The sequence below is a fragment of the Sphingobium sp. BYY-5 genome, from assembly GCF_022758885.1.
Taxonomy (GTDB): Bacteria; Pseudomonadota; Alphaproteobacteria; order Sphingomonadales; family Sphingomonadaceae; genus Sphingobium.
The window spans coordinates 503,239-524,983 of record NZ_JALEBH010000001.1 but is presented as its reverse complement, the minus strand read 5'-3'; the positions used below and the strand labels follow the sequence as shown (position 1 = coordinate 524,983).

The following is a 21,745-nucleotide window of genomic DNA, read 5'->3' as shown; positions in this document are numbered from 1 at the left end:
CGATCAGGCGACGGCGATATCCTGACCGACATCCGCCATCCGGTCCTCCCGCTCGACCCATTCGACCAGCAGGGTCAGGACGCGGCGCAACGCGGCATCCTGTTCCTCAGCGCGAAACTCCAGCGTGGAGAGCCGTTCCTCGATCAGAGTGAAACAGTCCTTGAGCGCTTCGGGATCGATCGTCGGTGCGGGCGCAGCGAAGGGGGCGTGGGCCTGCACCGCGCGCAGCGATGCGATTTCGGCGCGCAGGGCCGCGATCTCATCCTGCATGTCGCGACGCAGTTCATCGAGCCTTTCGCGTGGTTCGGCGTCCGGATCGAATATATTCTCGTCTTCCTCACCCGCCTGCGCTTCGACGAACGCAGGTTCGGTAAGGGGCGCGGCGAAAGGTGCTGGCCGAACCACCTGCTCGTCGGGCGCCGGCTCTGCGACAACCATTTCCACCAGCGGCTCGTCCATATCGAGAACCGACGGCTTCATCGGTTCCGGCATGAAGTCCGCATCCAGCCCCATGTCGGCGACAACCGCCGCCACGACATCGGCATCAATCTCATGCAGTTGCTCGATCGCGCCCAGCAGCAGCACGCGGCTGACCAGCGCGTTGAGACGGCGCGGCACGCCACCGGTCGCCGTATAAAGGGCCGAGAAGGCAGCCGGGGTGAAGGCCGGATTGCCGATCCAGCCGGCGATGCCCAGGCGGTGCAGGATATAGGGTTCCACCTCGCGCTGCTGCATCGGTTCCAGATGATGAGTAGCGATGACGCGCTGGCGCAACTGTTCCAGTTCCGGCGATTTCAGCAGGTCGCGAAACTCCGGCTGACCCAGCAGGAAGATTTGCAGCAGCGACTGACCGCCCAACTGGAAATTGGACAGCATCCGCAATTCCTCGATCGCGGAAATGCCCAGATTCTGGCCTTCATCGACGATCAGCAGGCTGCGTCGCCCAGCGCGCGCCTGGGCATGGAGATAGCCCTCAATCTGTTGCAGGGTCGCCGCCTTGGTGAAACCCTCCGTCGCCAGCCCGAAACTCTGCGCGGCGAGGCGCAGCATGTCGTCGCCCTCCACCTGCGTCGACACGATCTTGACCGCGGTCAGCCGCGAAGGGTCGATCGTCTGCATCAGATGGCCGACCAGCGTCGTCTTGCCCGCACCGATATCGCCGGTGATGACGATGAAGCCTTCGCCCTGCGCCAGGCCATAGCCCAGATAGGACAGCGCCTTGCGATGCGTCGCGCTTTCGAAATAATAATGCGGGTCCGGCGTCAGTTGGAACGGGCGGCCCTGCAATCCGTAGAATTGATCGTACATTTCTTCGTCTCCCAGGCGCCGGTTAGAAGCTGTAGCGCAGGCCAACCTGCCCCATGGCGCTGATGACCGTGTCGATGTCGTCGGCCTTGGCCCCATCGATGCCGACGGATGCCGATGCCGACAGGCGGCGGCTCAGACCTTTGAAATAGCTTGTGAAAGCACCGTAGTTGAGAATATCGGGCCGCCCGCCGCTGGCGTTGAAATAATTGACGTAGGCGACAGTATCGATGCTGTCCCGGTCGTTGAACATATAGGTCATCGACGCATTGCCGAACCAGTTCTCATCCCGCGACCCGCGGATCAGCACGGTCTGCCCCTGCGGCGTGATGAACTTGCGCTGCGAATAGCCCGCACCCACGCCCCAGCCCCACGGCCCGCGCCGCAGCGCATATTGCGCCGACACACCGCGATAGCGGAAATTGGCGTCGGTGATGCCCGACAACGCGTCGTTGAAGCATTGCCCGCCGCCGGTGGCGGAGAAGGCGCAGCCGGTCAGGTCGCCGGTGAAGGGATTGCGCACGACATTGAGGTTGCTGCCTGACAGCCCGGCGACGTCAGACATAATCATCCGGCCGAAACTGTCGATCCCGTCAAAGACGACCAGCGCGAAGTTGCTGTTGCTGCCCTGCCAGAGGAAACTGCCCTGATAGGTCATGCCGCCATAGCGTTCACCCACGCGCGCCTGGAGTGAAGTGCGATGACTGGGCCGCCAGAGCACGCCCACATCCCAGATGATGTCGTCAAATTCATAGATCAGCGCGCGCGGCGAATTTTTGTCGGTGACATAGCGGCCGTCACGGACGACCGGCGCGCCATCTTCATCCAGCACCGGCGAGCGCTGGCTGATCTTGATATTCTCGTAACCGACCCCGCCCACCAGCGCGACGGTGCGCGACACCGGCAGCGTGGCGTCGATCCGGCCCCAGGCATCCTCGAACCGCTGGTCGAGCTGGCTCGCATTTTCGCGGTCATAACCGGCGCTGGCGGTCAGGCCGACCGGCAGAACAGTGCCCGGCGCAAAGCCGACCGATCCGCGCAGGCTGTGGCTCCAGCTATCCGCGAAGGAACCGCTGGGCAGCGCGCCGGGGAAATCGGCGCCGGTGTCGTCCTCCACCCGCGCATAGCCCAGCCGATAGGAGCCGTTGACGCTGAAGTCACCGACCTGCGTCGTGTAGGACGGGCCGATATAACCGGCATAGACCTGGCTGGTGAAGCTGTTGTTAAGCGTGGCCGCGCCGGACAGTCCGTCGGTCCGCACCCGCGTCGCAAGGCCGCCGGCATTGAGCGACAGGCCGCGCGTCAGGTTGACCCGTGCGCTCGCTATGCCGCTGATGACATCCTGATCGGTCGCCTGGCTGCCCCAGCCGAAGCTGTGAACATATTGCGCGTCCACGACCGCCTCGACCCGGCGGGTCCGGACTTCGGCCGTCACGCCCGCCGTGACATTGGTATAGGTCAGGACGTCGCCGTCCCCCTTGAGCGGCGCCATGACGACCTGATCCACGCCCAGATAGGGTACGACGTTGAGACGCTGTTGCTGTTGTGAGGATTGGGCGAGCGCCGGCACGGCCATGGCCGCCAGCGCAACGGAAAATGCGCCCGAAATCCAGTAACGGCCGGTCATGACCGCGGCTCTCCCTTGGAATAATAGCTGCCAAAGCGGCGGCCGCCGGTGAAGCGGACGGCATTGAGCAGCAATTGCACCTGCGCCCCGCCCTTCAGCATCATGGCGGCTTCGCGCACCGCGCTCTCGCTCGTCCTGTCGGCACGCACGACCAGCAGCGCGATCGCGGCGTGGCTAGCCAGCACGGCGGCGGGCGACGCCGCGAGCAGTGGCGGGGAATCGAAGATCAGGATGCGATCCGGCCGCCCCTCGGTCAGCCGCGCGAACAATTGCTGGGTCCGGGCCGAAGCCAGATATTCGGTGTCGTTGTTGCTGCGCTCGCCAGCCGGCAGCACCGCCAGCGAGGGCAAATCAGTGCGAATGATGCAATCCTCGATCGCGATATTCGGATCGGCCAGCGCATCCATCAAGCCCGGCCCAGCGGTCAGACCCAGCCTGGCCGGAATCCCCGGCTTGCCGAAATCGGCATCGACCAGCAGTATCTCCCGATCCTTCTCCGCCGCCAGGCTGAGCGCCAGATTGATCGCGCAGAAGCTCTTGCCGTCGCCACTATGCGCCGAACAGACGAGGATGCGGTTGCCCCGCGCACTGCCCTGCAACTGGGCGAGCAGGTCGCGCTTGAGCAGGCGGAATTCCTCGCTCATGGCCGTCACCGGGCCGTCGGGCTGAAGGCAGCCCGCCTCGGCCAGCCCAACATGATCGATGGGCTGGACCGCTCCTGTCCAGGCCGGCGCACGCACGACCGGCGCATCGACGGGGGCAGCGAATATCGGCGCGATCGGTTCCACCGGTGCAGCGGGCAGGGCGACCACGGGGGCCGCACGTCCCTTTAACGCGGCGCTGAAATCATAAATCTCGGTCGCGCGCTCGATCAGCGATCCGTGGCCCTTGGTGGTGCTATTCTGGTTCATGGGAGTCCGCTCCTTCACGCCATGCCACGCTGGACAAATTCGACGACGATGAGCAGCAGGCAGACGGCCGCCAGACCGCCGCTCGCTCCGGCGAACCATTTGAGCCGTTGTTTCTCGACCGCCGCCTGCGCCGCATTGCGCATCTGGCTGATCGATCCGGCGACAGGCAGGCCGACCGCCTTTTCCAGCCGCGCGACGGTCGGGAACGTGCCCTTGAGCTGCCCCATGGCGAAGGCGACACCCACGCCGGCGCCGATGCCGATGACCAGCACGCCCAGCAGCAACAGCGGTCGGTTGGGCGCGGCAGGCGCGGTCGGCGCGCTGGGCGGCTGGATGACGCGGAACTGGACCGATCCGGTTTCCGTCTTCACCTCACCACGCAGGCGGATTTCCTCACGGTCGGCCATCAGCTTGTCATATTGCGCCTTGAGCGCGCTATAGTCGCTGTCGAGCTTTTCCTGCTCGGACGCGATGCCCGGTTCATCGACCTGGCGGGACATCATGGTGTTGAGATCGGCCTGGAGCTGCGCCTTGCGGGTCTGGAGCGCCTGCACGGTCGCGGCGCGCTCGGCCTGCATCGACTTGATCGACAGATAGGCTGGATTGGGCGTGCCGCCGCCGCCAGCGCCCGCGCTGCCGCCGCCTGCCTTGCGCAGGGCGTCGACCTCACGCTGGGCGGCGATCACGTCGGGATGATTGGCGGTCCAGCCGCGCGCGCGCATCGATCCGAGATTGGCCTGCGCCTGCGCCAGTGGCGAAGGGCCGCCCGAAACGCCCATGCCCGGCAGCGTCTGCGGCGTGCCCGCCAACTGGCCGTTCATCGCCGACAAGGCGCTCTGCGCCTGAACGAGCTGCGAATCGATGGTGTTGATTTCCATCCGGGCGGCGTCCATCCGCTGGCTGATCGAACCCGCTCCGGGCAAAAGGCCGACATAGCGCTGGGCAAATTCGACGCGGCGCTGGTCGGCCGCCTCCATCTGCTTGCCGCGCGCGGCAACCTGCTGGTCGAGGAAGGCCAGGCTCTGCTTGGTCTGGTTACGGTCGCCCGACAGATTTTCTTCCTGGAAGATATCGATCAGCTTCTGCACCACCTGCTGGGCGATGCGCGCATTGGCGCCGTCCGACAGGCCTGAATCGGCGGAGATGGCGCTGATGTCGATCATGCTGGGATCGGCCTGCGCCATGACGGTGATATTTTCGCGCAGCGTGGTGATTTTCGCGGCAATGTCGCGCGGGCCGGACACGGACTGCGACAGGTCGGTTTCGCGCACGACCTTTTCCAGATTCTCCGCGCTCGCCAGCGTGCTGCGCACCCGGTCCAGATCCTGCTGCGACTGGACCTGGGTGATGCCCATCTTGTCTTCCAGCAGCGACTGGGTGTTCACATAGACCCGCGCCTTGGACTGGTAGCTGTTGGGGATCAACGCCACGCCCAGCCAGCCGACCATGCACAGCCCCCAGGCCACGCCCAGCGCGATCCAGCGCCGGTTCCAGATGCCGTGCAGCAGGACCAGCAATTCGTCGTAAAGCCCCGCCATGGTCAGAACATGCTTTCGGGAATGATGATGACGTCGCCGGGCGCGAGCATGACATTGGCCTTGGTGTCGCCCTTCTTCAACAGGTCGTTCAGGCGGACCTGATATTCCTTCTGCCTGCCCGTCTCCTTATCGAACCGGACCAGCCGCGCGCGGTTTCCGGCGGCGAATTCGCTGAGGCCGCCGACGGAGATCATCGCGTCGAGCAAGGTCATGTTCGCGCGATAGGGGATGGAGGCTGGCTTGTCCGTCGCCCCCACGATCCGCACCTGCTGGCTGAACGTGCCGCTGAAATTGTTGACGATCACCGACACCAGCGGATTTTCGATATATTGGGTCAGCGCCAGCTTGATGTCGTCGGCCAGCATCTTGGGTGTCTTGCCCACGGCCGGCATGTCAGTGATGAGCGGCGTGGTGATGCGCCCATCGGGACGCACCTGCACCTTTGCCCCCAGTTCGGGATTGCGCCAGACGAAGATGGTGAGGTCGTCGAGCGGGCCGATGACATATTCCTCGCCCGGCCCTTCCTGAGTCGACACGAAGGACGCCGGGGGCAATTGCGGCCCGGACGGCGCGGAGGCGCACCCCGACAAGGCGACGACGGGCAGCGATGCACCGATCAGAAGCCTGGAAACCGACACGAAACGCATATTCTCACCCCTTGGCGTGGCCATGCGCAATCGGCCGCCCAAGAGGAGAGGCGGCGTGTCGACACAGGGCTTTGGGGTTCTTCTTGCCGTGAAAGGGTAAAGATACCGTTAGGAGTTAAGTCCCGGCCGAATCAGCCAAGTAAAAGTTCGCGAGGACTTGGGTGGCCCAGAAACGCCACAGGGCTGGCCGACGCGCCATAGGCTCCGGCCAGAAAGATGGCGATCAGGTCGCCTTCCTCGACCGGCGGCAGCGCCACCTTGTCGCCCAGCCGGTCTATCGGGGTGCACAGGCACCCAACCACCGTCACCGGCTCCGCCGATGGAGGAAGCCCGAAGCGGTTGGCAACCGCGATCGGATAGTTGCGCCGCACGACCGTGCCGAAATTGCCGCTGGCGGCGAGTTGATGATGCAGACCGCCATCGACCACAGCGAAGGTTTCGCCCTGACTGACCTTCACATCAACGACGCGGGTCAGATAGACGCCCGCCTCGCCCACCAGCCAGCGCCCCAGTTCGATCGCGAAATCACTGTCCTGGAGGATGTCCGCACGTTCCTCCAGCGCCGTGTCGAGCGCCACGCCGATCGGTCGGATGTCCAGCCGCTCGTCGCCGGGGAAATAGGCCAGACCGAAACCGCCGCCCAGATTGACCAGAGGGGGCGCTGCGCCGACTTCATCGGAAAGACGCGCCGCCAGTGCGATGGTCGCCGCCTGCGTCTCTATGATCGCCAGCGCATCGAGATTCTGGCTGCCCGCGAAAATATGCCAGCCCTGCCACTGCGCCCCGGCATCGATCACCGTCCGCGCCAACGCCGCCGCCCGGTCGGCGTCGACGCCGAAAGGCTTGGCGCCGCCACCCATGCGCATCCCCGATCCCTTGAGATCGAAGTCCGGATTGACCCGGACGGCAAGACGCGGCGTCTTGCCGATCGCCTCCGCCACCGCCAGCGCGCGCCGCGCCTCCCCTTCCGATTCGAGATGAATGGTGACGCCCGCGAAGATGGCAGCGGACAGTTCGTCATTGCGTTTGCCCGGCCCGGCGAAGCTGATCCTATCCGGCGCCATGCCCGCTTCCAACGCCATCTCCAACTCGCCGCCCGACGCGATGTCGAAACCATCGACCTGCAGCGCCATGCGCATCAGCAGCGGTGCGAAGGGATTGGCCTTGACCGCGTAATGGAGATGCAGTGCATCGGGCATCGCCTCCCGAAAACGGCGAACCTGCGCCTCGACGATGCTCATGTCATAAGCGAAGAGCGGCGTGTCGCCTGCTTCGTCCACCAAGCTCGCCGCGCCACAGCCGCCGATCAGCAACATGCCCTCTTCCGCTCCGAACCAGTGCGGGATCGGTCCCATGGGCTTCATGCGCCATGCTCCCCGGCCAGCGCCACGCGATCAATCTTGCCATTGGGATTGCGGGGGAATTGGGGGAGCATGATGATATCCTTGGGCTGCATGAAATTCGGCAGTTCCTGCCTGAGATGCGCGGCGACGGTATCGACCAGTGCGGAATCGTCCGCGCGCAGCAGCAGGCGCACCGCCTGCCCCAGCCGCTCATCCTTCACTCCCAGCGCCACCGCTTCGGCCACACCCGGCACCGCAACGGCGGCTTCTTCAATCTCGGTCGGGCTGATCCGGTTGCCCGCCGACTTGATCATCGCATCGTCGCGTCCGACGAAATAGAGCAGGCCTTGCGCGTCCCGCCGCACCGTGTCACCCGACCACACCGCCATGCCGCCGTAGCGCGATGCGGCCGGCGCGGGTTTGAAGCGTTCGGCGGTACGCGCCGGATCGCGCCAATAGCCCTGCGCCACCAGCGGGCCGCAATGGACCAGTTCACCCGGCTCGTCCGCATCGGTCAAGCTGCCGTCCGGGCGCACGATCAATATTTCGGCGAAGGGAATGGCCCCGCCCATCGAATCGGGATGACTGTCGACCAGCGCGGGCGGCAGGTAGGTGGAACGGAAAGCCTCGGTCAGGCCATACATCGGATAGAGGTCCGCCTGATGGAAGATCGTGCGCAGTTTCGCCACCAGCGGCCGGGTCAGCGCGCCGCCGCTGTTGGTCAGACGCTTCAGCTTCGCCGCCACCTCCGCCGGCCAGTCCAGTTCGGTCAGTTGCACCCAGAGCGGCGGCACACCGGCCAAGGTCGTGATATCGCGTCGGTCGACCAGCTTCATGACGTCACGCGGCGTCAGATAGTCGAGCGGATAGACGCATCCCCCGGCATACCAGGTGGAAAGAAGCTGGTTCTGGCCATAGTCGAAGCTGAACGGCAGGACGCAGGCAGTGCGATCCTGCGGCGTCAGCTTGAGATAGTCGGCCACCGCGACCGCGCCCAGCCAGAGATTGGCGTGGGTCAGCACCACCCCCTTGGGTCGCCCGGTCGAACCGCTGGTATAGAGGATCGCTGCAAGATCATCCGACTTTGCCGACGAAGGACCGATCGCCTGCCCCCCGCTCATCGCGGCGGCGGCGTCATCCTCGCGGTGCATCCGGCAGTTCGCCGGCAGGTCGCCCGGCTGCAGGCTGTCGAGCCGCGCCGCCGTGCCGATCAGCAATGCGGCCCCGCTGTCCGCCAGAATATGGGCGACCTGGGCATGTTTGAGCAGCGGATTGACCGGCACATGGACCAGGCCCGCGCGTGGAGCGGCCAACGGCATCAGCGCCGCTACCGGCCCCTTGGCTACCCAACTCGCGACCCGCGCACCCGGCGCCAGCCCGAAGCCCGCCAGCCAGCCAGCCAGCCGACCCAGCGTCTGCTCCAGTTCGGCATAGTCATAGCTACCCGAACGCCCGTCCAGCGCCAGACGCGCCGGATCGCCGCGCAGCAGCAGATGGTCGACCGGACGCACCTGCGCTCCGTCAATCACCGGGAAAGAGTCAGTCACCGGCACTTGGCTCCCTGGCGCTTAACTCCATGTGCAGATTTTTCTCCTATGCTTGGCGGTGACGGGGGCGGAGATAGTCGGTTGCGAGCGCCAAGGGAATATCACAGCCTGGATGAAGTGCGGCAGGCGATCGCCGGTCGGCTCGATCGTGCGCCCGTGTCCGGCCTGTTCGATCGTCTCGATTGGTTCGATGCGCTCCATCGTCATTGCTTTCCCGCCATGCCCGTCCGCATCCTCACCGCTGAAGAGGATGGGCGCGAAGCCTGGCTGTTCCTCCTCTCCCCCGCTCCGCGCCGGATCAGCGCACTCGCCAACTGGTATAGTTTTTCCTGGGCGCCCGCCTTTTTTGGCGCACCCGATGGCGCGGCGCAACAACGCCTGCTCGAAGTCATAGCGCGCCAGTTGCTCACGGATTATGCGCAGATCGACTTTTATCCGCTGGAGGATGCCGCCGCCCTGCGCACCGCCCTGCGTCGCGCGGGTTGGTTGGCGGTAGAGCGGACCATGGGCGGACGCCACCTGCTGCCTGTCGAAGGGCGCAGCTTCGCCGACTATTGGGCATCACGACCCGGCCGCCTGCGCAGCCTGGTCAAGCGCAAGGGACGCGGCGCGCTCTTTGACCTATCAATCAGCGACCGGCTGACCGATGACCTGTGGCGCGATTATGTCGATGTTCACGCGCGAAGCTGGAAGGAGGCGGAACCGGCGGGCGGCCTCGACTTTCTGCGCGCGCTGGCGGAGCGGGAAAGCGCCGCCGGAACGTTGCGCCTGGGCTTTGCGCGGCAGGATGGGCGGGCGGTGGCGACACAGTTCTGGACCATCGAGAATGGCGTCGCGCTGATCCACAAGCTCAGCCATGACGGCGCTTGCGACGGTGGATCACCGGGCACGCTGCTCAGCCATGCGATGTTCACGCAAGCGATCGATGGGGATCGGGTCGCCCTGATCGACTATGGCACCGGCGACAATGGCTATAAGGCCGACTGGATGGAACGGCGCGTCACGCTCCACCGGATCGACGCCTTCAACCCGCGCTTTGCGTCCGCCTGGCTGCCTGCGGCGCGAACGGCCATTTCGGCGCTTGTAGGTTAGGCCGCGCATCTCTATTTAGGCGCGCATCATGCGGGCGCAAAATTCTCAACCGGTCGACCGGATCATCGATGCAGACAGCCTGATGCGGGCGCTGCTCCGCGACGTACTCGGCCTGACGCAGGAACGAGTCGATGCGTTCGACGCGGACACCCCATTGTTCGGCGCACTGCCCGAACTGGACTCCATGGCCGTCGCCGGCCTGCTCACGGAGATTGAGGACCGGTTCCATATCCTGATCGAGGATGACGATATCGACGGCGATACGTTCGAGACATTCGGTTCGCTCGTGGCGTTCGCGCGGGTGAAAATGGGCTGACCTGCTTCATCCCTCCCCCGAAGGGGAAGGGTCAAGAGACGCTCAAGCCTCTACCAATTGTTCGAAATCGGCTTCCGCCAGGAATTTCTCGACATCCAGCGCCGCCATGCAGCCCATACCGGCGGCGGTCACGGCCTGGCGGTAAATCTTGTCGGTGACGTCGCCCGCCGCGAATACGCCGGGGATGGCGGTGCGGGTCGTGCCCTTTTCCACCACGAGATAACCTTCGTCGAGCGGCAGCTTGCCGGTGAACAGCTCGGTCGCCGGGTGATGACCGATCGCCACGAAGCCGCCATCGGTCGGCACATGCGATTTTTCGCCCGTAACCGTGTCGATCAGGTCGACACCCACCAGCCCTTCCGGCGTGCCGCCGCCCACGAAACGATCGACCGCCTTGTTCCAGAGCACCTTTATGTTCGGATGAGCGTGCAGGCGCTGTTGCAGGATCTTCTCGGCGCGCAGCGAATCGCGGCGATGGATCAGGGTCACGTCATGACTGTGGTTGGTGAGGTAGAGCGCTTCCTCGACCGCGGTGTTGCCGCCGCCGATCACCACCACCTTCTTGCCGCGATAGAAGAAGCCGTCGCAGGTTGCGCAGGCGGAAACGCCCTTGCCCTGCAGATACTCCTCCCCCTCGACGCCCAGCCACTTGGCCTGCGCGCCGGTGCAGATGACCAGGGTGTCGGCGATATAGAGGGTGCCGCTGTCGCCGGTCAGGCGGAAAGGCCGTTCGCTGAGGTCGATATCGACGATCTGGTCATACATCATCTGCGCGCCGACATGTTCGGCCTGGGCCTGCATCTGCTCCATCAGCCACGGCCCCTGGATCACGTCCTTGAAACCGGGATAATTTTCCACGTCGGTGGTGATTGTGAGCTGCCCGCCGGGCTGCATCCCCTGCACCACGATCGGCGCCAGACCCGCGCGCGCGCCGTAGATGGCGGCGGACAGGCCCGCGGGGCCGGAACCGAGGATCAACATGCGGGTGCTGTGGGTGGCGGTCATATCAGGCTTTCAACTGCGATTCGTGTGGGCGACAGAGATAGGCGGCAAGGCCATATGCGCAAGCGAAGGATTTGCTTGGCCGGTATGAAGCTGCGCTCCGGGAAGGCGCGGCAGGACGGCCGGGGGATCGCCGATGCGCGTCAGTTCATCGCCAGGATCATGTTCCGCACCTGCGGATAGACCTGCTTTTCCCATTTGCTGCCGGAAAAGACGCCATAATGGCCAACGCCAGGCTGGAGGTGATGACGCTTCATGTGCGGGCGCAGGCCGGTGCACAGATTATGGGCGGCGGAGGTCTGGCCCACGGCGCAGACATCGTCCTTCTCACCCTCGACAGTCAGCAACGCGGTCTTGCGGATGGCGCCGGGGTTCACCTTGCGGCCGCGTACGGTGAGTTCGCCCTTCGACAACAAGGTCCGTTGGAACACCATGTCCACCGTCTCAAGGTAAAATTCCTTGGTCATGTCGAGGACCGCGAAATATTCCTCATAGAAAGTTTTGATCTTGTCGGCCTCGACCGTCTTGCCGTCAGCCAGCAACTGGTAAAGTTCGCGATGCTTGGCGCCATGGCGCTCCATGTTCATCGACACGAAGGCCGAAAGCTGGAGAAAGCCCGGATAGACTTCCCGCCCGCGCCCGGCATAGCGGAGGGGCACGACCGAGATCAGATTCTCCTCGAACCATTTGATCGACTTTTCATTGGCCAGTTCATTGACCACGGTCGGCGCCGCATTGGGATCGATCGGCCCGCCCATCAGGGTCATCGACCGGGGCGTTGCCTTGTCCTTGTCCTCCGACATCAACGCGACCGCCGCCATGGCCGGTACGCAGGGCTGGCATACCGATACCAGATGCGCGCCTTCGCCCAGTTCCTGAAGGAAGCGGATCACATAGTCGACATAGTCGTCGAAACCGAAGCGTCCCGCCTCCAGCGGCACGTCGCGCGCATTTTTCCAGTCGGTGAGGTAGACATCATGATCGCGCAGCAATGTCGCGACCGTGCTGCGCAACAAGGTGGAGAAATGGCCCGACATCGGCGCCACGACCAGGACGCGCGGCTGTTCGACCTCCACCTCGTCCTTGGCGAAATGGAGCAGGTCGCCGAATGGCAGGTCAAGCGCCACCTCTTCGCGCACCGAAACCTCCGCATTGCCGCTCACGACCGTGCGAATGTCATAGGCTGGGCGCTTGTGCGTCAGTTTCGCGCCCTGAAACACGTCCATCAAAGCGAACATGCGGCGCGGCATCGCCCAATCGGCCATCGGCCCCATCCTGTCCCGGATGCCGAGCGCCCATTGCGCGCCCAGGCGCGCCGGCGCCAGCATGTCATTCCAGGCCTGATAACCACTATATAACATGCGCATGATCGCAAATGTGCCTTATGCTGAACCCGTTACCGAATCGGTCTTTTGCCAAAAGGCTATACAGGCTTTTTGTGTTGCACTGCATCATCATAAATGTGACGCTCGCCTGAAGTAGGAGGGTTGCCATGGCTGTCGCGGAACTCACACTTTCGAGCAAAAATTACTCCTCCTGGTCGCTGCGCGGCTGGCTGCTCTGCCGCCTTGCAGGATTACAGGTCGTCGAAAAGCTGATTGCGCTCGACGATCCGGAAAGTCGGGCCGAACTGTTGCTGCTGTCCCCTTCCGTGCTGGTGCCACGGCTCACCCATGAAGGGGCGGGCGTGTGGGACACGCTGGCCATCGCCGAATATCTGCATGAGCTATATCCGGATGCGGGCATGTACCCCGCCGACCGGATCATCCGCGCCCATTGCCGGTCGGTATCGGGCGAGATTCATTCGGGCTTCGCCAATCTGCGCTCCGCCCTGCCGATGAACCTAAAGGTGCGACACGCACGCTTCCCGGTCTTTCCCGGCGCACGGCCCGATATCGAACGGGTCGAGGCGATCTGGGCCGAATGCCTGGACAATTATGGCGGTCCCTGGTTGTTCGGCGATCGGCCCACGGTAGCCGACGCCATGTTCGCGCCGGTGGCGCAGCGCTTCCTGTCCTACGCCGTCCCGCTGACGCAGAAATCCGCCGCCTATTGCCAGACGATCAATGGCTGGCCGCTGATGCGCGAGTGGATCGACGCGGCACGGGCGGAGCCGGACGAACTGATCGAACTCGAAACCGAATTCTAAAGCGCTTTCCCCGGCGAGATCAGGGGGTTAGAGTGGTGGATCCGATGCAATCGGATCCACCACTCTAAGTTTTTGGTTTAACGCATTTTCCGAGTCGTCAGGTGATTTCACCTGACTAGAAAATGATCTAAGGCACGGGCATGACCATACGCACCCTTGCCCTTGCCCTGGCCCTTGGCCTGACCGCCACCCTTCCCGTTCACGCCCAGACTGTCGAACCGGCACGTCTTGAACAGTCGGTCCGCACCCTTGCCTCCGACCTGTTCGAAGGGCGCGCGCCCGGCACAGTCGGTGAGGAACGGACGATCGGCTATCTGGTCGCCCGGTTCGAGGCGCTGGGGCTGGAGCCGGGCGGTCCGGACGGACAGTGGGTGCAGACGGTGCCGCTACTCCATACGAAGCTGGGCAAGGCCGAAGCGCTGGACGTAGCGCAGGGTGGAACGGCAACGCCCTGGACCTTCGGCAAACAGGTCTATCTCTCCACCCTCCAGCCCAGGGATCATGTCGCCGTGGACAAGGCGCCTCTGGTCTTCGTCGGCCATGGCGTGTCCGCACCCGAACGTGGCTGGGACGATTTCAAGGGCGTGGACCTGAAGGGCAAGATTGCCGTCTTCCTTATCAACGACCCCGATTTCGAGGCGGTGAAGGGCGAGGACGCCGTGGGCAAGTTCGGCGGACGAACCATGACCTATTATGGCCGCTGGGCCTACAAGTTCGAGGAAGCCGCGCGGCGCGGCGCGATCGGCGCGCTGATCGTCCATGATACGCCGGGCGCGGGCTATGGCTGGAACGTGGTGGTCAGCCCCGGCGGCGAGAATTACGACCTGGTTCGCGCGCCGGACAAAGTGACGAGCCTGGCCGTGCAGGGCTGGATCGAGGGAGAAGCCGCCAAGGCGCTGTTCGCAGGCGCAGGACTGGATCTTGCCGCGCTGCGCAAGCAGGCCCGGTCGAAGGCGTTCAAGCCGGTGGCGTTGAAAGGCGCCACCTTCTCCGCCGCCTTCCCGGTAACGCAGGAAGTGGTGCAGAGCGCCAACGTCCTTGCCCGCATCCCCGGTGCGAAGCGGCCCGACGAGACGGTGATGTATGGCGCGCACTGGGACGCCTATGGCAAGGGCGCGCCCGACGCGCAGGGACGCATCTATCGCGCCGGGGCCAATGACGACGCGCTGGGCATCGCGTCGCTGTTCGAAATCGCGCGCGCGTTCAAGGCCGGCCCGGCCCCTGACCGCTCGATCCTGTTCGCCGCCTGGACGGCGGAGGAGCGCGGGCTGCTCGGCTCCGAATATTATGCCGTCAATCCCGTCTATCCGCTCGACAAGACCGTCGCCAACCTCACCATCGACATCCTCCAGACTGCGGGCAAGGCGAAGGACGTGATCCTGGTCGGCAAGGGGCAGGACACGCTGGAGGATGATCTGGCGAAGGCAGCGGCGACGCAAGGCCGCGTGGTGACGCAGGAAAGCCTGCCCGAACGCGGCCTCTTCTACCGCGCCGATCATTTCTCCATGGCCAAGCGCGGCGTGCCCGTCCTGCTGATGATGGGCATTGCAGGCGCATCCGACCTGGTCGATGGCGGCCGCACGGCGGGCCAGGCCTGGGTCGATGCCTATACCGGCAAATGCTATCATCAGGCCTGCGACGCGGTGGACGAGACATGGAAGCTGGACGGCGCGGCGCAGGATATCGACCTGATGCTCGACATCGGTCGCGACCTCGCCAACTCGACGCGCTGGCCGGAATGGAAGCCGGGGTCGGAGTTCAAGGCTGTACGCGACAAGAGCGCCGCCACGCGGAAATAACAGAACCATGCCGCGGTTTCGGAGCCGACAGGTAATGCCACCAGTTCCGAAATCGCCTTACCGATTCTGCTTCACGACTATTTTCTGCTGCGGCCGCGCGGGATACCAGTGAATGGACGGCTGCGGCCCGTCAACGACGATCAACGTCGCATCGGGCGCATGGATATCGGCGTCATAAATGGCGATGGACGCGGGCTTGGTCGTCTGGAAAAAGAAGACCGGAGCGCTGTTGCCCGCCGCCGCGCGGACGACCGGCCGATCCAGCACATAGGTCGGCCCCGTCTCGCCAAAGAAGGAGAAATGCGCCGTCTCCCCCGTGCCGCCACGCTTGATCGGGTCTTCGCTGCGACAATTTTTCAGGTGTCCGCTATTCCATAGCCGATAATTGCGCTTGTTGCCCTTGGCCAGGCAGTTTTCCAGAAAGACGCCAGCCGATTTCGTATCGAAACCGCCGTCCGTATTGTTGGTCGCCGTACAGCTATAATAGCGAATATTCCGGTTTCCCCGTTCATCGGTAAAGCCGTCACCCTGCCAATATCGATCGGCGTCGCGCTTGGCCTCAATGAAATTATGCGCCTGCGCCCGCCGATAAACGACGTCATTGACGCTGTCGTCGAGCGCGAAGCCAACGGAATCATTGTTGCAGTGACCATTGCCCCGCACCACCACATCCTCAATCACACCACGGGATGATCCATAGATTATCCGCATGAAACCGCGGATCAGCGCATCCGCCTGCACCCGGCGTATGGTGAAACTGGTCAGCGGCGCGGGTGGATCAGGATGGGTCAGCGACCAGTCCTTGATGAAGCGATAGCAATTGTGGATCGTGCAATCCTCGATGACGATATTGCTGGCCGGTTCCTGGAACAGCAGCGCGCCGTCCCCCAGATCACGGAAAGTGCAATCGCGGATCAAGAGATCGCTCTGCCCGATGATCGCCGTGCCCCCGCCCGTGCCATAACCATCCGGCCTGCGGGTGCCGACGAAGGTTTGGCCTATGATTCGACTCTGGCCGCTGATCTGGGCACGAAGCATCTGGGGCATGGCCGCCGCCGATGCGGCCGTGGCGGCCATGAAGCGACGACGAGTGAGTATCTCCATGACAACCCATTCCTTTCGCTTCGGCGCACGCCATCGACGCACCGGAAGGATATGGTGATTTACCCTATTTTACTATGCGCCGCATAGCATTTCAGAGACGGGCGCTGGGGCATTGTCACGCAGCCCCGCTCACCCGATATAATCCTGCCCCATGAGGGGGCAGCATCGCCGCGATCCGCTCCGCCTGTTGGCCGAGCGGTTTGCCCTCCCACAGGTCGCGCACCGCGACCGGTCCGGTTATGCCCAGGTCACGTAGTTTGATGCCGATTTCGCGCGTTTTGTCACCGGTGTTGAATAGGGCGACATAGCGGTCCACGCCCCCTTCGACCTTCGCCGACCAGATGCGCCCGCCATCGTCCACGAAATGCGGGCGGTTGTCGCTGCTGGCCTGATTGACCGCCAGCACTTCCCGATTGGTGAGCAGCGCCAGCGTGGGCGCGTCCAGATGCCGCAGATCGCCGCCCATGATGAGCGGTGAGCGCGCGATCGACCAGAGCGTCATCAAGGTACGCTGCTCGTCGGGCGTGAACAGCGTATCGCGCGCGCCCAGCGCCAGCCGGCCGAGCGGCAGCATGTCGGCATCGGGCCAGGAACCGGGACCGCGATAGGGCGTCCAGTTTTCCAGCCGGGTGAACTGCGCCTCCAGCATCTTCCAGTCGTCCCAGAAATCGTCGGAGATGCGCCACATCTGCGCGAAGCGGCGGACCTGATCGCCGCGGATCACCGGCGTCTCGCCGGGCGAGAGGCTGAGGATGATCGGCCGGCCGGTCGCCTGGATCGCCTGATGCGCGCCCTCAATCTCCGGTGCATGGGCGTCATAGGGGCGGCTCATATCGTCCATCTTGACGAAATCGACGCCCCAGTCGGCATAGAGGCGGAAAATGCTGTCATAATAGGCCTGCGCGCCCGGTCGCGTCATCTCGATGCCATACATATCCGGGTTCCAGAAACAGATGCTGTTCCTGTCGGCAATGTCGGCCGCGCGATATTTCGTACCCAGGATCGGCAGATTCTGCTCCACCGCCGCGCGCGGGATGCCGCGCATGACATGGATGCCGAACTTCATGCCCAGCGCGTGAACCTCCTTGGCGAGCGCCGTAAAGCCCCTGCCGCCCGCGCTGGAGGGGAAACGGTTGGGCGCCGGGATCATCCGGCCATAGGCATCCATCGCTGGTTTGGGTTTGGCATTATAGGTGTAGCTCGACGCCTCAGGCTCATACCATTGGATGTCGACGGTGAAGATGTCGTAGCCATAGGGCAGCAGCTTGTCCGCCATGATCCGTGCGGTTTCGCGGGCCTGCGCTTCGGTAATAGTGGTGGCGAAGCTGTTCCAGCTATTCCATCCCATCGGTGGGCGCGGCGCGAGTTGCGTCACGCCCCTGCCCGGTTGCGTTTCCCCCGCGCGCGCCATGCCGGCAGCCGCAAGCCCCGCCACACCGCCCGCGAGCATGTCGCGGCGGCTGGCCTTCCAGTTCATCCTCATCATTTGTCGGAGTTAATAGAAAGACGATGGGAAGATCAAGCCACAACCATCGCCCTTTATACTTTAGTCGTAGCCAGCCATTCGCCGATCATGGCCCGCCCCGCCGCTACCGCGCCGGGGCCGTACGCATCATGATCCCCGCGCAAGGCGATGACGCATTGCTTCGCCACATCAAGATCAGCCCAGAAATGGGTCAGCCAATCCTCAAAGCGCGGATCTTCGCCCATTTCCGCGTGGAACTGCAACGCCAGCAGATTGGCGCCGCGCCGAAAGGCCTGATGTGCATATATGTCCGTGGACGCCAGCAGTTCGACATTGTCGGGCAGGTCGAACGTGTCGCTATGCCAGTGGAGCAAAGGCACTCCATCGATATGGCGCAACGGTGAGGCCGCACCCGCTCCATTCATGCGCACCGGCGCGAAGCCCAGCTCCATCTGCCCGCCCGGATAGACGCGCGCACCCAGCGCCGCCGCGATCATCTGACTGCCCAGGCAAACCCCAAGCGTCGGCCTGTCCGCCGCCAGCCGCATCGCCAGCTTTGCGATCTGCACGGGAATCCAGGGGTGCAATTCCTGTTCATAGACACCCATCGGGCCGCCCATCATGATGAGCAGGTCGGGCGCACACAGGTCAACGCCCGCAAAATCCGGGCTGGCCACGTCGATACGGTCAATATGATAGCCCGCCGCCTCGATCGGCTGGAGATACCCCGCCGCTCCTTCGCGCGGCACATGACGGACAATCAACGCTCTCTTCATTGCTGATTCGAACGGTAGACAATCCCATAGCCGCCCGCCACCCCAGCCTTTCTTGGCGCACGAAAATAATCGCTATCCTCTCTGGCCAGGCCGGGAGGGTCGCGCAAAGAAAAAGGCCCCTCCCATAGGGAAGGAGCCTTTTTCCTTAATCCGGTGCGTCAGCCGATCAGGCGGCGAGCTTACGCAGCACATATTGGAGAATGCCGCCGTTCAGGAAATATTCCAGCTCGTTGATCGTGTCGATCCGGCACAGCGCGGTGAAGGTGAAGGTCGAACCATCGGCGCGCTTCACGATCACATCCACGTCCTGGCGGGGCTTCAAACCCGCGACATTCTGGATGGTGAAGGTCTCGTTGCCCGTCAGGCCAAGCGTGTCCTTGGTATCGCCATTCTTGAACTGGAGCGGCAGCACGCCCATGCCGACCAGGTTCGAACGGTGGATACGCTCGAAGCTTTCGACGATGACCGAACGGACGCCCAGCAGGTTGGTGCCCTTCGCCGCCCAGTCGCGCGACGATCCGGTGCCATATTCCTTGCCGCCGATGACGACCAGCGGGGTGCCGTCCGCCTTGTGTTTCATCGCTGCGTCGTAGATCGGCATGACTTCGCCGTCATAACGGGTCATGCCGCCTTCGACGCCGTCCAACATCAGATTCTTGATGCGGATGTTGGCAAAGGTGCCGCGCATCATGACTTCATGATGGCCGCGACGCGAACCGTAGCTGTTATAGTCGGCCTGGCTGACCTGATGCTCGCTCAGCCACTTGCCCGCGGGGCTGGACGCCTTGATCGAACCGGCCGGCGAGATGTGGTCGGTGGTGATCGAATCGCCGAAGATCGCCAGCGGCTTCGCCTCGACAATGTCGGTGACCGGCGCCGGGGTCATGGTCAGACCATCGAAATAGGGCGGGTTGGCGACATAGGTCGAACCGGCACGCCACGTGTAAGTGTCCGAACCGGTGACATCGATCGCCTGCCAGCGGGCATCGCCGGTGAAGACGGTGGCGTAGCGGCTCTGGAACATGTCGCGGGTCAGCGCACCGTCCATGACCGAGCGGACTTCTTCGTTCGTCGGCCAAATGTCCTTGAGGTACACGTCCTGGCCGTCGCTACCCTGACCGATCGGGGTGGTGACGAAATCGGTGGTGACGGTGCCCTTCAGCGCATAGGCAACGACCAGCGGCGGCGAGGCAAGGAAGTTGGCGCGTACGTCCTGGCTCACGCGGCCTTCGAAGTTGCGGTTACCCGACAACACCGATGCAGCGACGATGTCGTTGCCGTTGATCGCCTTGCTGATCGGTTCGGCCAGTGGGCCGCTATTGCCGATGCAGGTGGTGCAGCCATAGCCGACCAGGTTGAAGCCGACCGCATCGAGATGCGACTGGAGACCAGCCTTCTCCAGATAGTCGGTGACGACCTGCGAACCCGGCGCCAGCGAGGTCTTGACCCAGGGCTTGGGCTTCATGCCCAATTCATTCGCCTTCTTGGCGACCAGACCGGCGGCGACCAGCACGCCGGGGTTCGACGTATTGGTGCAGCTCGTGATCGCGGCGATCACGACGTCGCCGTCACCGATATCGTGGGTGCGGCCTTCAACGGGAACGCGGACGGCGGCGGCCTTCTTGTAGACCTTCTCCAGGTCAGCATTGAACACGTCATCGACCTGGGTGAGGATCACCTTGTCCTGCGGACGCTTGGGACCGGCGAGCGACGGGACGACCGTGCTCATGTCCAGTTCGAGGACATCGGTGAAGACCGGCTCGGCCGATGCGTCCAGCCAGAAGCCCTGTTCCTTGGCATAGGCTTCGACCAGCGCGATATTCTCTTCTGAGCGGCCGGTGAGACGCATGTAATCCAGCGTCTTGTCGTCGATGCCGAAGAAACCGCAGGTCGCGCCATATTCCGGCGCCATATTGGCAAGCGTCGCGCGGTCGGCGAGCGACAGCGAGGCAAGGCCAGGGCCGAAATATTCAACGAAGCGGCCGACAACGCCCTTGGCGCGCAGCATTTGCGTAGCGGTCAGCACCAGATCGGTGGCAGTGATGCCTTCGTTCAGCGTGCCGGTCAGCTTGAAGCCGACGACTTCGGGGATGAGCATCGACACGGGTTGGCCCAGCATCGCGGCTTCCGCCTCGATCCCGCCAACACCCCAGCCCAGCACGCCCAGACCGTTAATCATGGTGGTGTGGCTGTCGGTGCCGACGCAGGTATCGGGATAGGCGACGGTGACGCCATCGGCATCGACCGAAGACCAGACGGCCTGCGCGATATTTTCCAGGTTCACCTGGTGGCAGATGCCGGTGCCGGGCGGAACGACCTTGAAATTATCGAGCGACTTCGAACCCCATTTCAGGAAGTCGTAACGCTCCATATTGCGCTGATATTCCAGCTCGACATTGTCCTCGAATGCCTTGGGCGTGCCGAACTCATCCACCATGACCGAGTGGTCGATCACAAGGTGGACAGGCACCTGCGGGTTGATCTTGCTGGCGTCGGCGCCCAGCGCGTTCATCGCGTCGCGCATGGCGGCCAGGTCGACCACGCAGGGAACGCCGGTGAAGTCCTGCATCAGCACGCGCGCGGGGCGATACTGGATCTCGCGCTCCGACTTGCCCTTGTCATTCTGCCAGTTGACGATCGCCTGAATGTCGTCGGTGGTGACGGTCACGCCGTCCTCGAAGCGGAGCAGATTCTCCAGCAGCACCTTCATCGAGAAAGGCAGGCGCGAAACGTCTCCAAGTTTCGCGGCGGCCTTCTTCAACGAATAATAGGCAATGTCCTTGCCGCCGACATTAAGCGTGTCGCGCGTGCCGAGGGTGTCCTGTCCGATGGCGGTCATAAGATGTGCGTCTCCTCGCATGGCGCCCCGGCCAGAGGATGACGCGATTCCACCAGAAGCTCGCCGAACGGCGAAAATTGACCGGACGGCAAGGTGGTAGGGATGCGCCCCAACCAGTGGTCGAAGCAGGTATGTCCCGATGCGGGCCGCCATACAGATTAGGGCCGCCGAGTCAAATGGACAAAGCAGCCAATCGGACCTTTCGCCCCGTCATTTTTCGTTGCTGACAATGGTTCGCAGAAAGCAGCAGCACCATCTGAACCGAGCTTCCGCTTTCACGGGAGC

At 63.7% G+C, this 21,745-nt stretch carries 17 protein-coding genes; 4 read left to right on the top strand and 13 right to left on the bottom strand.

The genetic code is table 11. From position 1 onward, the window contains the following. Nucleotides 1–3: 3 nt before the first annotated feature. From MOK15_RS02610 to MOK15_RS02580, 7 genes are all read right to left on the bottom strand, one after another. The gene (locus MOK15_RS02610; RefSeq protein WP_242930174.1) at nucleotides 4–1,308 is read right to left on the bottom strand and encodes an XrtA/PEP-CTERM system-associated ATPase; all 1,305 of its coding nucleotides are present in this window, start codon (nucleotides 1,306–1,308) and stop codon (nucleotides 4–6) included. Nucleotides 1,309–1,330: 22 nt separating this feature from the next. Then, nucleotides 1,331–2,932 (bottom strand): hypothetical protein, encoded by a 1,602-nt coding sequence (locus tag MOK15_RS02605; RefSeq protein ID WP_242930173.1) that lies wholly within the window; start codon nucleotides 2,930–2,932, stop codon nucleotides 1,331–1,333. Beyond that, nucleotides 2,929–3,843: a P-loop NTPase gene (locus MOK15_RS02600; RefSeq protein WP_242930172.1), complete on the bottom strand. Its 915-nt coding sequence runs from the start codon at nucleotides 3,841–3,843 to the stop codon at nucleotides 2,929–2,931. Before MOK15_RS02600 ends, MOK15_RS02605 begins: the two co-directional genes overlap by 4 nt. A gap of 14 nt (nucleotides 3,844–3,857) precedes the next feature. Continuing rightward, complete coding sequence (locus MOK15_RS02595) at nucleotides 3,858–5,381, bottom strand: XrtA system polysaccharide chain length determinant (RefSeq protein ID WP_242930171.1); 1,524 nt, start codon at nucleotides 5,379–5,381, stop codon at nucleotides 3,858–3,860. 2 nt (nucleotides 5,382–5,383) lie between these two features. Continuing rightward, nucleotides 5,384–6,028, bottom strand: a complete 645-nt coding sequence (locus tag MOK15_RS02590) for an XrtA/PEP-CTERM system exopolysaccharide export protein (protein ID WP_242930170.1) — start codon at nucleotides 6,026–6,028, stop codon at nucleotides 5,384–5,386. Between the two features lie 131 nt (nucleotides 6,029–6,159). Next, complete coding sequence (locus MOK15_RS02585; RefSeq protein WP_242930169.1) at nucleotides 6,160–7,392, bottom strand: pyridoxal-dependent decarboxylase, exosortase A system-associated; 1,233 nt, start codon at nucleotides 7,390–7,392, stop codon at nucleotides 6,160–6,162. Further along, nucleotides 7,389–8,900, bottom strand: coding sequence for an acyl-CoA ligase (AMP-forming), exosortase A system-associated (locus MOK15_RS02580; protein ID WP_242932608.1), 1,512 nt, complete (start codon nucleotides 8,898–8,900; stop codon nucleotides 7,389–7,391). Before MOK15_RS02580 ends, MOK15_RS02585 begins: the two co-directional genes overlap by 4 nt. A gap of 99 nt (nucleotides 8,901–8,999) precedes the next feature. Between MOK15_RS02580 and MOK15_RS02575 the strand changes: the two genes are divergently transcribed. After that, nucleotides 9,000–10,010, top strand: coding sequence for a GNAT family N-acetyltransferase (locus MOK15_RS02575; protein ID WP_242930168.1), 1,011 nt, complete (start codon nucleotides 9,000–9,002; stop codon nucleotides 10,008–10,010). A gap of 28 nt (nucleotides 10,011–10,038) precedes the next feature. After that, nucleotides 10,039–10,326 (top strand): acyl carrier protein, encoded by a 288-nt coding sequence (locus MOK15_RS02570; protein WP_242930167.1) that lies wholly within the window; start codon nucleotides 10,039–10,041, stop codon nucleotides 10,324–10,326. A gap of 42 nt (nucleotides 10,327–10,368) precedes the next feature. On the opposite strand, the gene trxB is transcribed toward MOK15_RS02570, so the two are convergent. Further along, nucleotides 10,369–11,331, bottom strand: coding sequence for a thioredoxin-disulfide reductase (trxB, locus tag MOK15_RS02565; RefSeq protein ID WP_242930166.1), 963 nt, complete (start codon nucleotides 11,329–11,331; stop codon nucleotides 10,369–10,371). Between the two features lie 140 nt (nucleotides 11,332–11,471). Then, complete coding sequence (phaZ, locus tag MOK15_RS02560; RefSeq protein ID WP_242930165.1) at nucleotides 11,472–12,695, bottom strand: polyhydroxyalkanoate depolymerase; 1,224 nt, start codon at nucleotides 12,693–12,695, stop codon at nucleotides 11,472–11,474. A gap of 125 nt (nucleotides 12,696–12,820) precedes the next feature. Between phaZ and MOK15_RS02555 the strand changes: the two genes are divergently transcribed. Next, nucleotides 12,821–13,477, top strand: coding sequence for a glutathione S-transferase (locus MOK15_RS02555; RefSeq protein ID WP_242930164.1), 657 nt, complete (start codon nucleotides 12,821–12,823; stop codon nucleotides 13,475–13,477). A 140-nt stretch (nucleotides 13,478–13,617) separates the two neighbouring features. After that, entirely contained in the window at nucleotides 13,618–15,276 is a 1,659-nt protein-coding gene (locus tag MOK15_RS02550) for a M28 family metallopeptidase (protein ID WP_242930163.1), read from the top strand. Between the two features lie 57 nt (nucleotides 15,277–15,333). Here MOK15_RS02550 and MOK15_RS02545 read toward each other — a convergent pair whose 3' ends face one another. From MOK15_RS02545 to acnA, 4 genes are all read right to left on the bottom strand, one after another. After that, a complete protein-coding gene (locus MOK15_RS02545; protein ID WP_242930162.1) occupies nucleotides 15,334–16,380 on the bottom strand; it encodes a right-handed parallel beta-helix repeat-containing protein in 1,047 nt (348 codons plus the stop codon). Nucleotides 16,381–16,495: 115 nt separating this feature from the next. After that, nucleotides 16,496–17,857 carry a glycoside hydrolase family 27 protein gene (locus MOK15_RS02540; RefSeq protein ID WP_242932607.1) on the bottom strand — a complete coding sequence of 454 codons (1,362 nt, stop codon included), beginning with the start codon at nucleotides 17,855–17,857 and terminating at the stop codon, nucleotides 16,496–16,498. A gap of 62 nt (nucleotides 17,858–17,919) precedes the next feature. Further along, nucleotides 17,920–18,621: a glutamine amidotransferase gene (locus MOK15_RS02535; RefSeq protein ID WP_242930161.1), complete on the bottom strand. Its 702-nt coding sequence runs from the start codon at nucleotides 18,619–18,621 to the stop codon at nucleotides 17,920–17,922. A gap of 166 nt (nucleotides 18,622–18,787) precedes the next feature. Next, complete coding sequence (gene acnA / locus MOK15_RS02530) at nucleotides 18,788–21,460, bottom strand: aconitate hydratase AcnA (RefSeq protein WP_242930160.1); 2,673 nt, start codon at nucleotides 21,458–21,460, stop codon at nucleotides 18,788–18,790. Between the last annotated feature and the right edge of the window lie 285 nt (nucleotides 21,461–21,745).

What these genes read in the sequence shown, in the direction of transcription:
- MOK15_RS02550 (WP_242930163.1), top strand. Translation starts at nt 13,618, where the DNA reads ATGACCATACGCACCCTTGCCCTTGCCCTGGCCCTTGGCCTGACCGCC.
- MOK15_RS02590 (WP_242930170.1), bottom strand. Translation starts at nt 6,028, where the DNA reads ATGCGTTTCGTGTCGGTTTCCAGGCTTCTGATCGGTGCATCGCTGCCC.
- MOK15_RS02540 (WP_242932607.1), bottom strand. Translation starts at nt 17,857, where the DNA reads ATGAACTGGAAGGCCAGCCGCCGCGACATGCTCGCGGGCGGTGTGGCG.
- phaZ (WP_242930165.1), bottom strand. Translation starts at nt 12,695, where the DNA reads ATGCGCATGTTATATAGTGGTTATCAGGCCTGGAATGACATGCTGGCG.
- MOK15_RS02555 (WP_242930164.1), top strand. Translation starts at nt 12,821, where the DNA reads ATGGCTGTCGCGGAACTCACACTTTCGAGCAAAAATTACTCCTCCTGG.
- MOK15_RS02545 (WP_242930162.1), bottom strand. Translation starts at nt 16,380, where the DNA reads ATGGAGATACTCACTCGTCGTCGCTTCATGGCCGCCACGGCCGCATCG.
- MOK15_RS02610 (WP_242930174.1), bottom strand. Translation starts at nt 1,308, where the DNA reads ATGTACGATCAATTCTACGGATTGCAGGGCCGCCCGTTCCAACTGACG.
- MOK15_RS02595 (WP_242930171.1), bottom strand. Translation starts at nt 5,381, where the DNA reads ATGGCGGGGCTTTACGACGAATTGCTGGTCCTGCTGCACGGCATCTGG.
- MOK15_RS02535 (WP_242930161.1), bottom strand. Translation starts at nt 18,621, where the DNA reads ATGAAGAGAGCGTTGATTGTCCGTCATGTGCCGCGCGAAGGAGCGGCG.
- trxB (WP_242930166.1), bottom strand. Translation starts at nt 11,331, where the DNA reads ATGACCGCCACCCACAGCACCCGCATGTTGATCCTCGGTTCCGGCCCC.
- MOK15_RS02570 (WP_242930167.1), top strand. Translation starts at nt 10,039, where the DNA reads ATGCGGGCGCAAAATTCTCAACCGGTCGACCGGATCATCGATGCAGAC.
- acnA (WP_242930160.1), bottom strand. Translation starts at nt 21,460, where the DNA reads ATGACCGCCATCGGACAGGACACCCTCGGCACGCGCGACACGCTTAAT.
- MOK15_RS02605 (WP_242930173.1), bottom strand. Translation starts at nt 2,932, where the DNA reads ATGACCGGCCGTTACTGGATTTCGGGCGCATTTTCCGTTGCGCTGGCG.
- MOK15_RS02585 (WP_242930169.1), bottom strand. Translation starts at nt 7,392, where the DNA reads ATGAAGCCCATGGGACCGATCCCGCACTGGTTCGGAGCGGAAGAGGGC.
- MOK15_RS02600 (WP_242930172.1), bottom strand. Translation starts at nt 3,843, where the DNA reads ATGAACCAGAATAGCACCACCAAGGGCCACGGATCGCTGATCGAGCGC.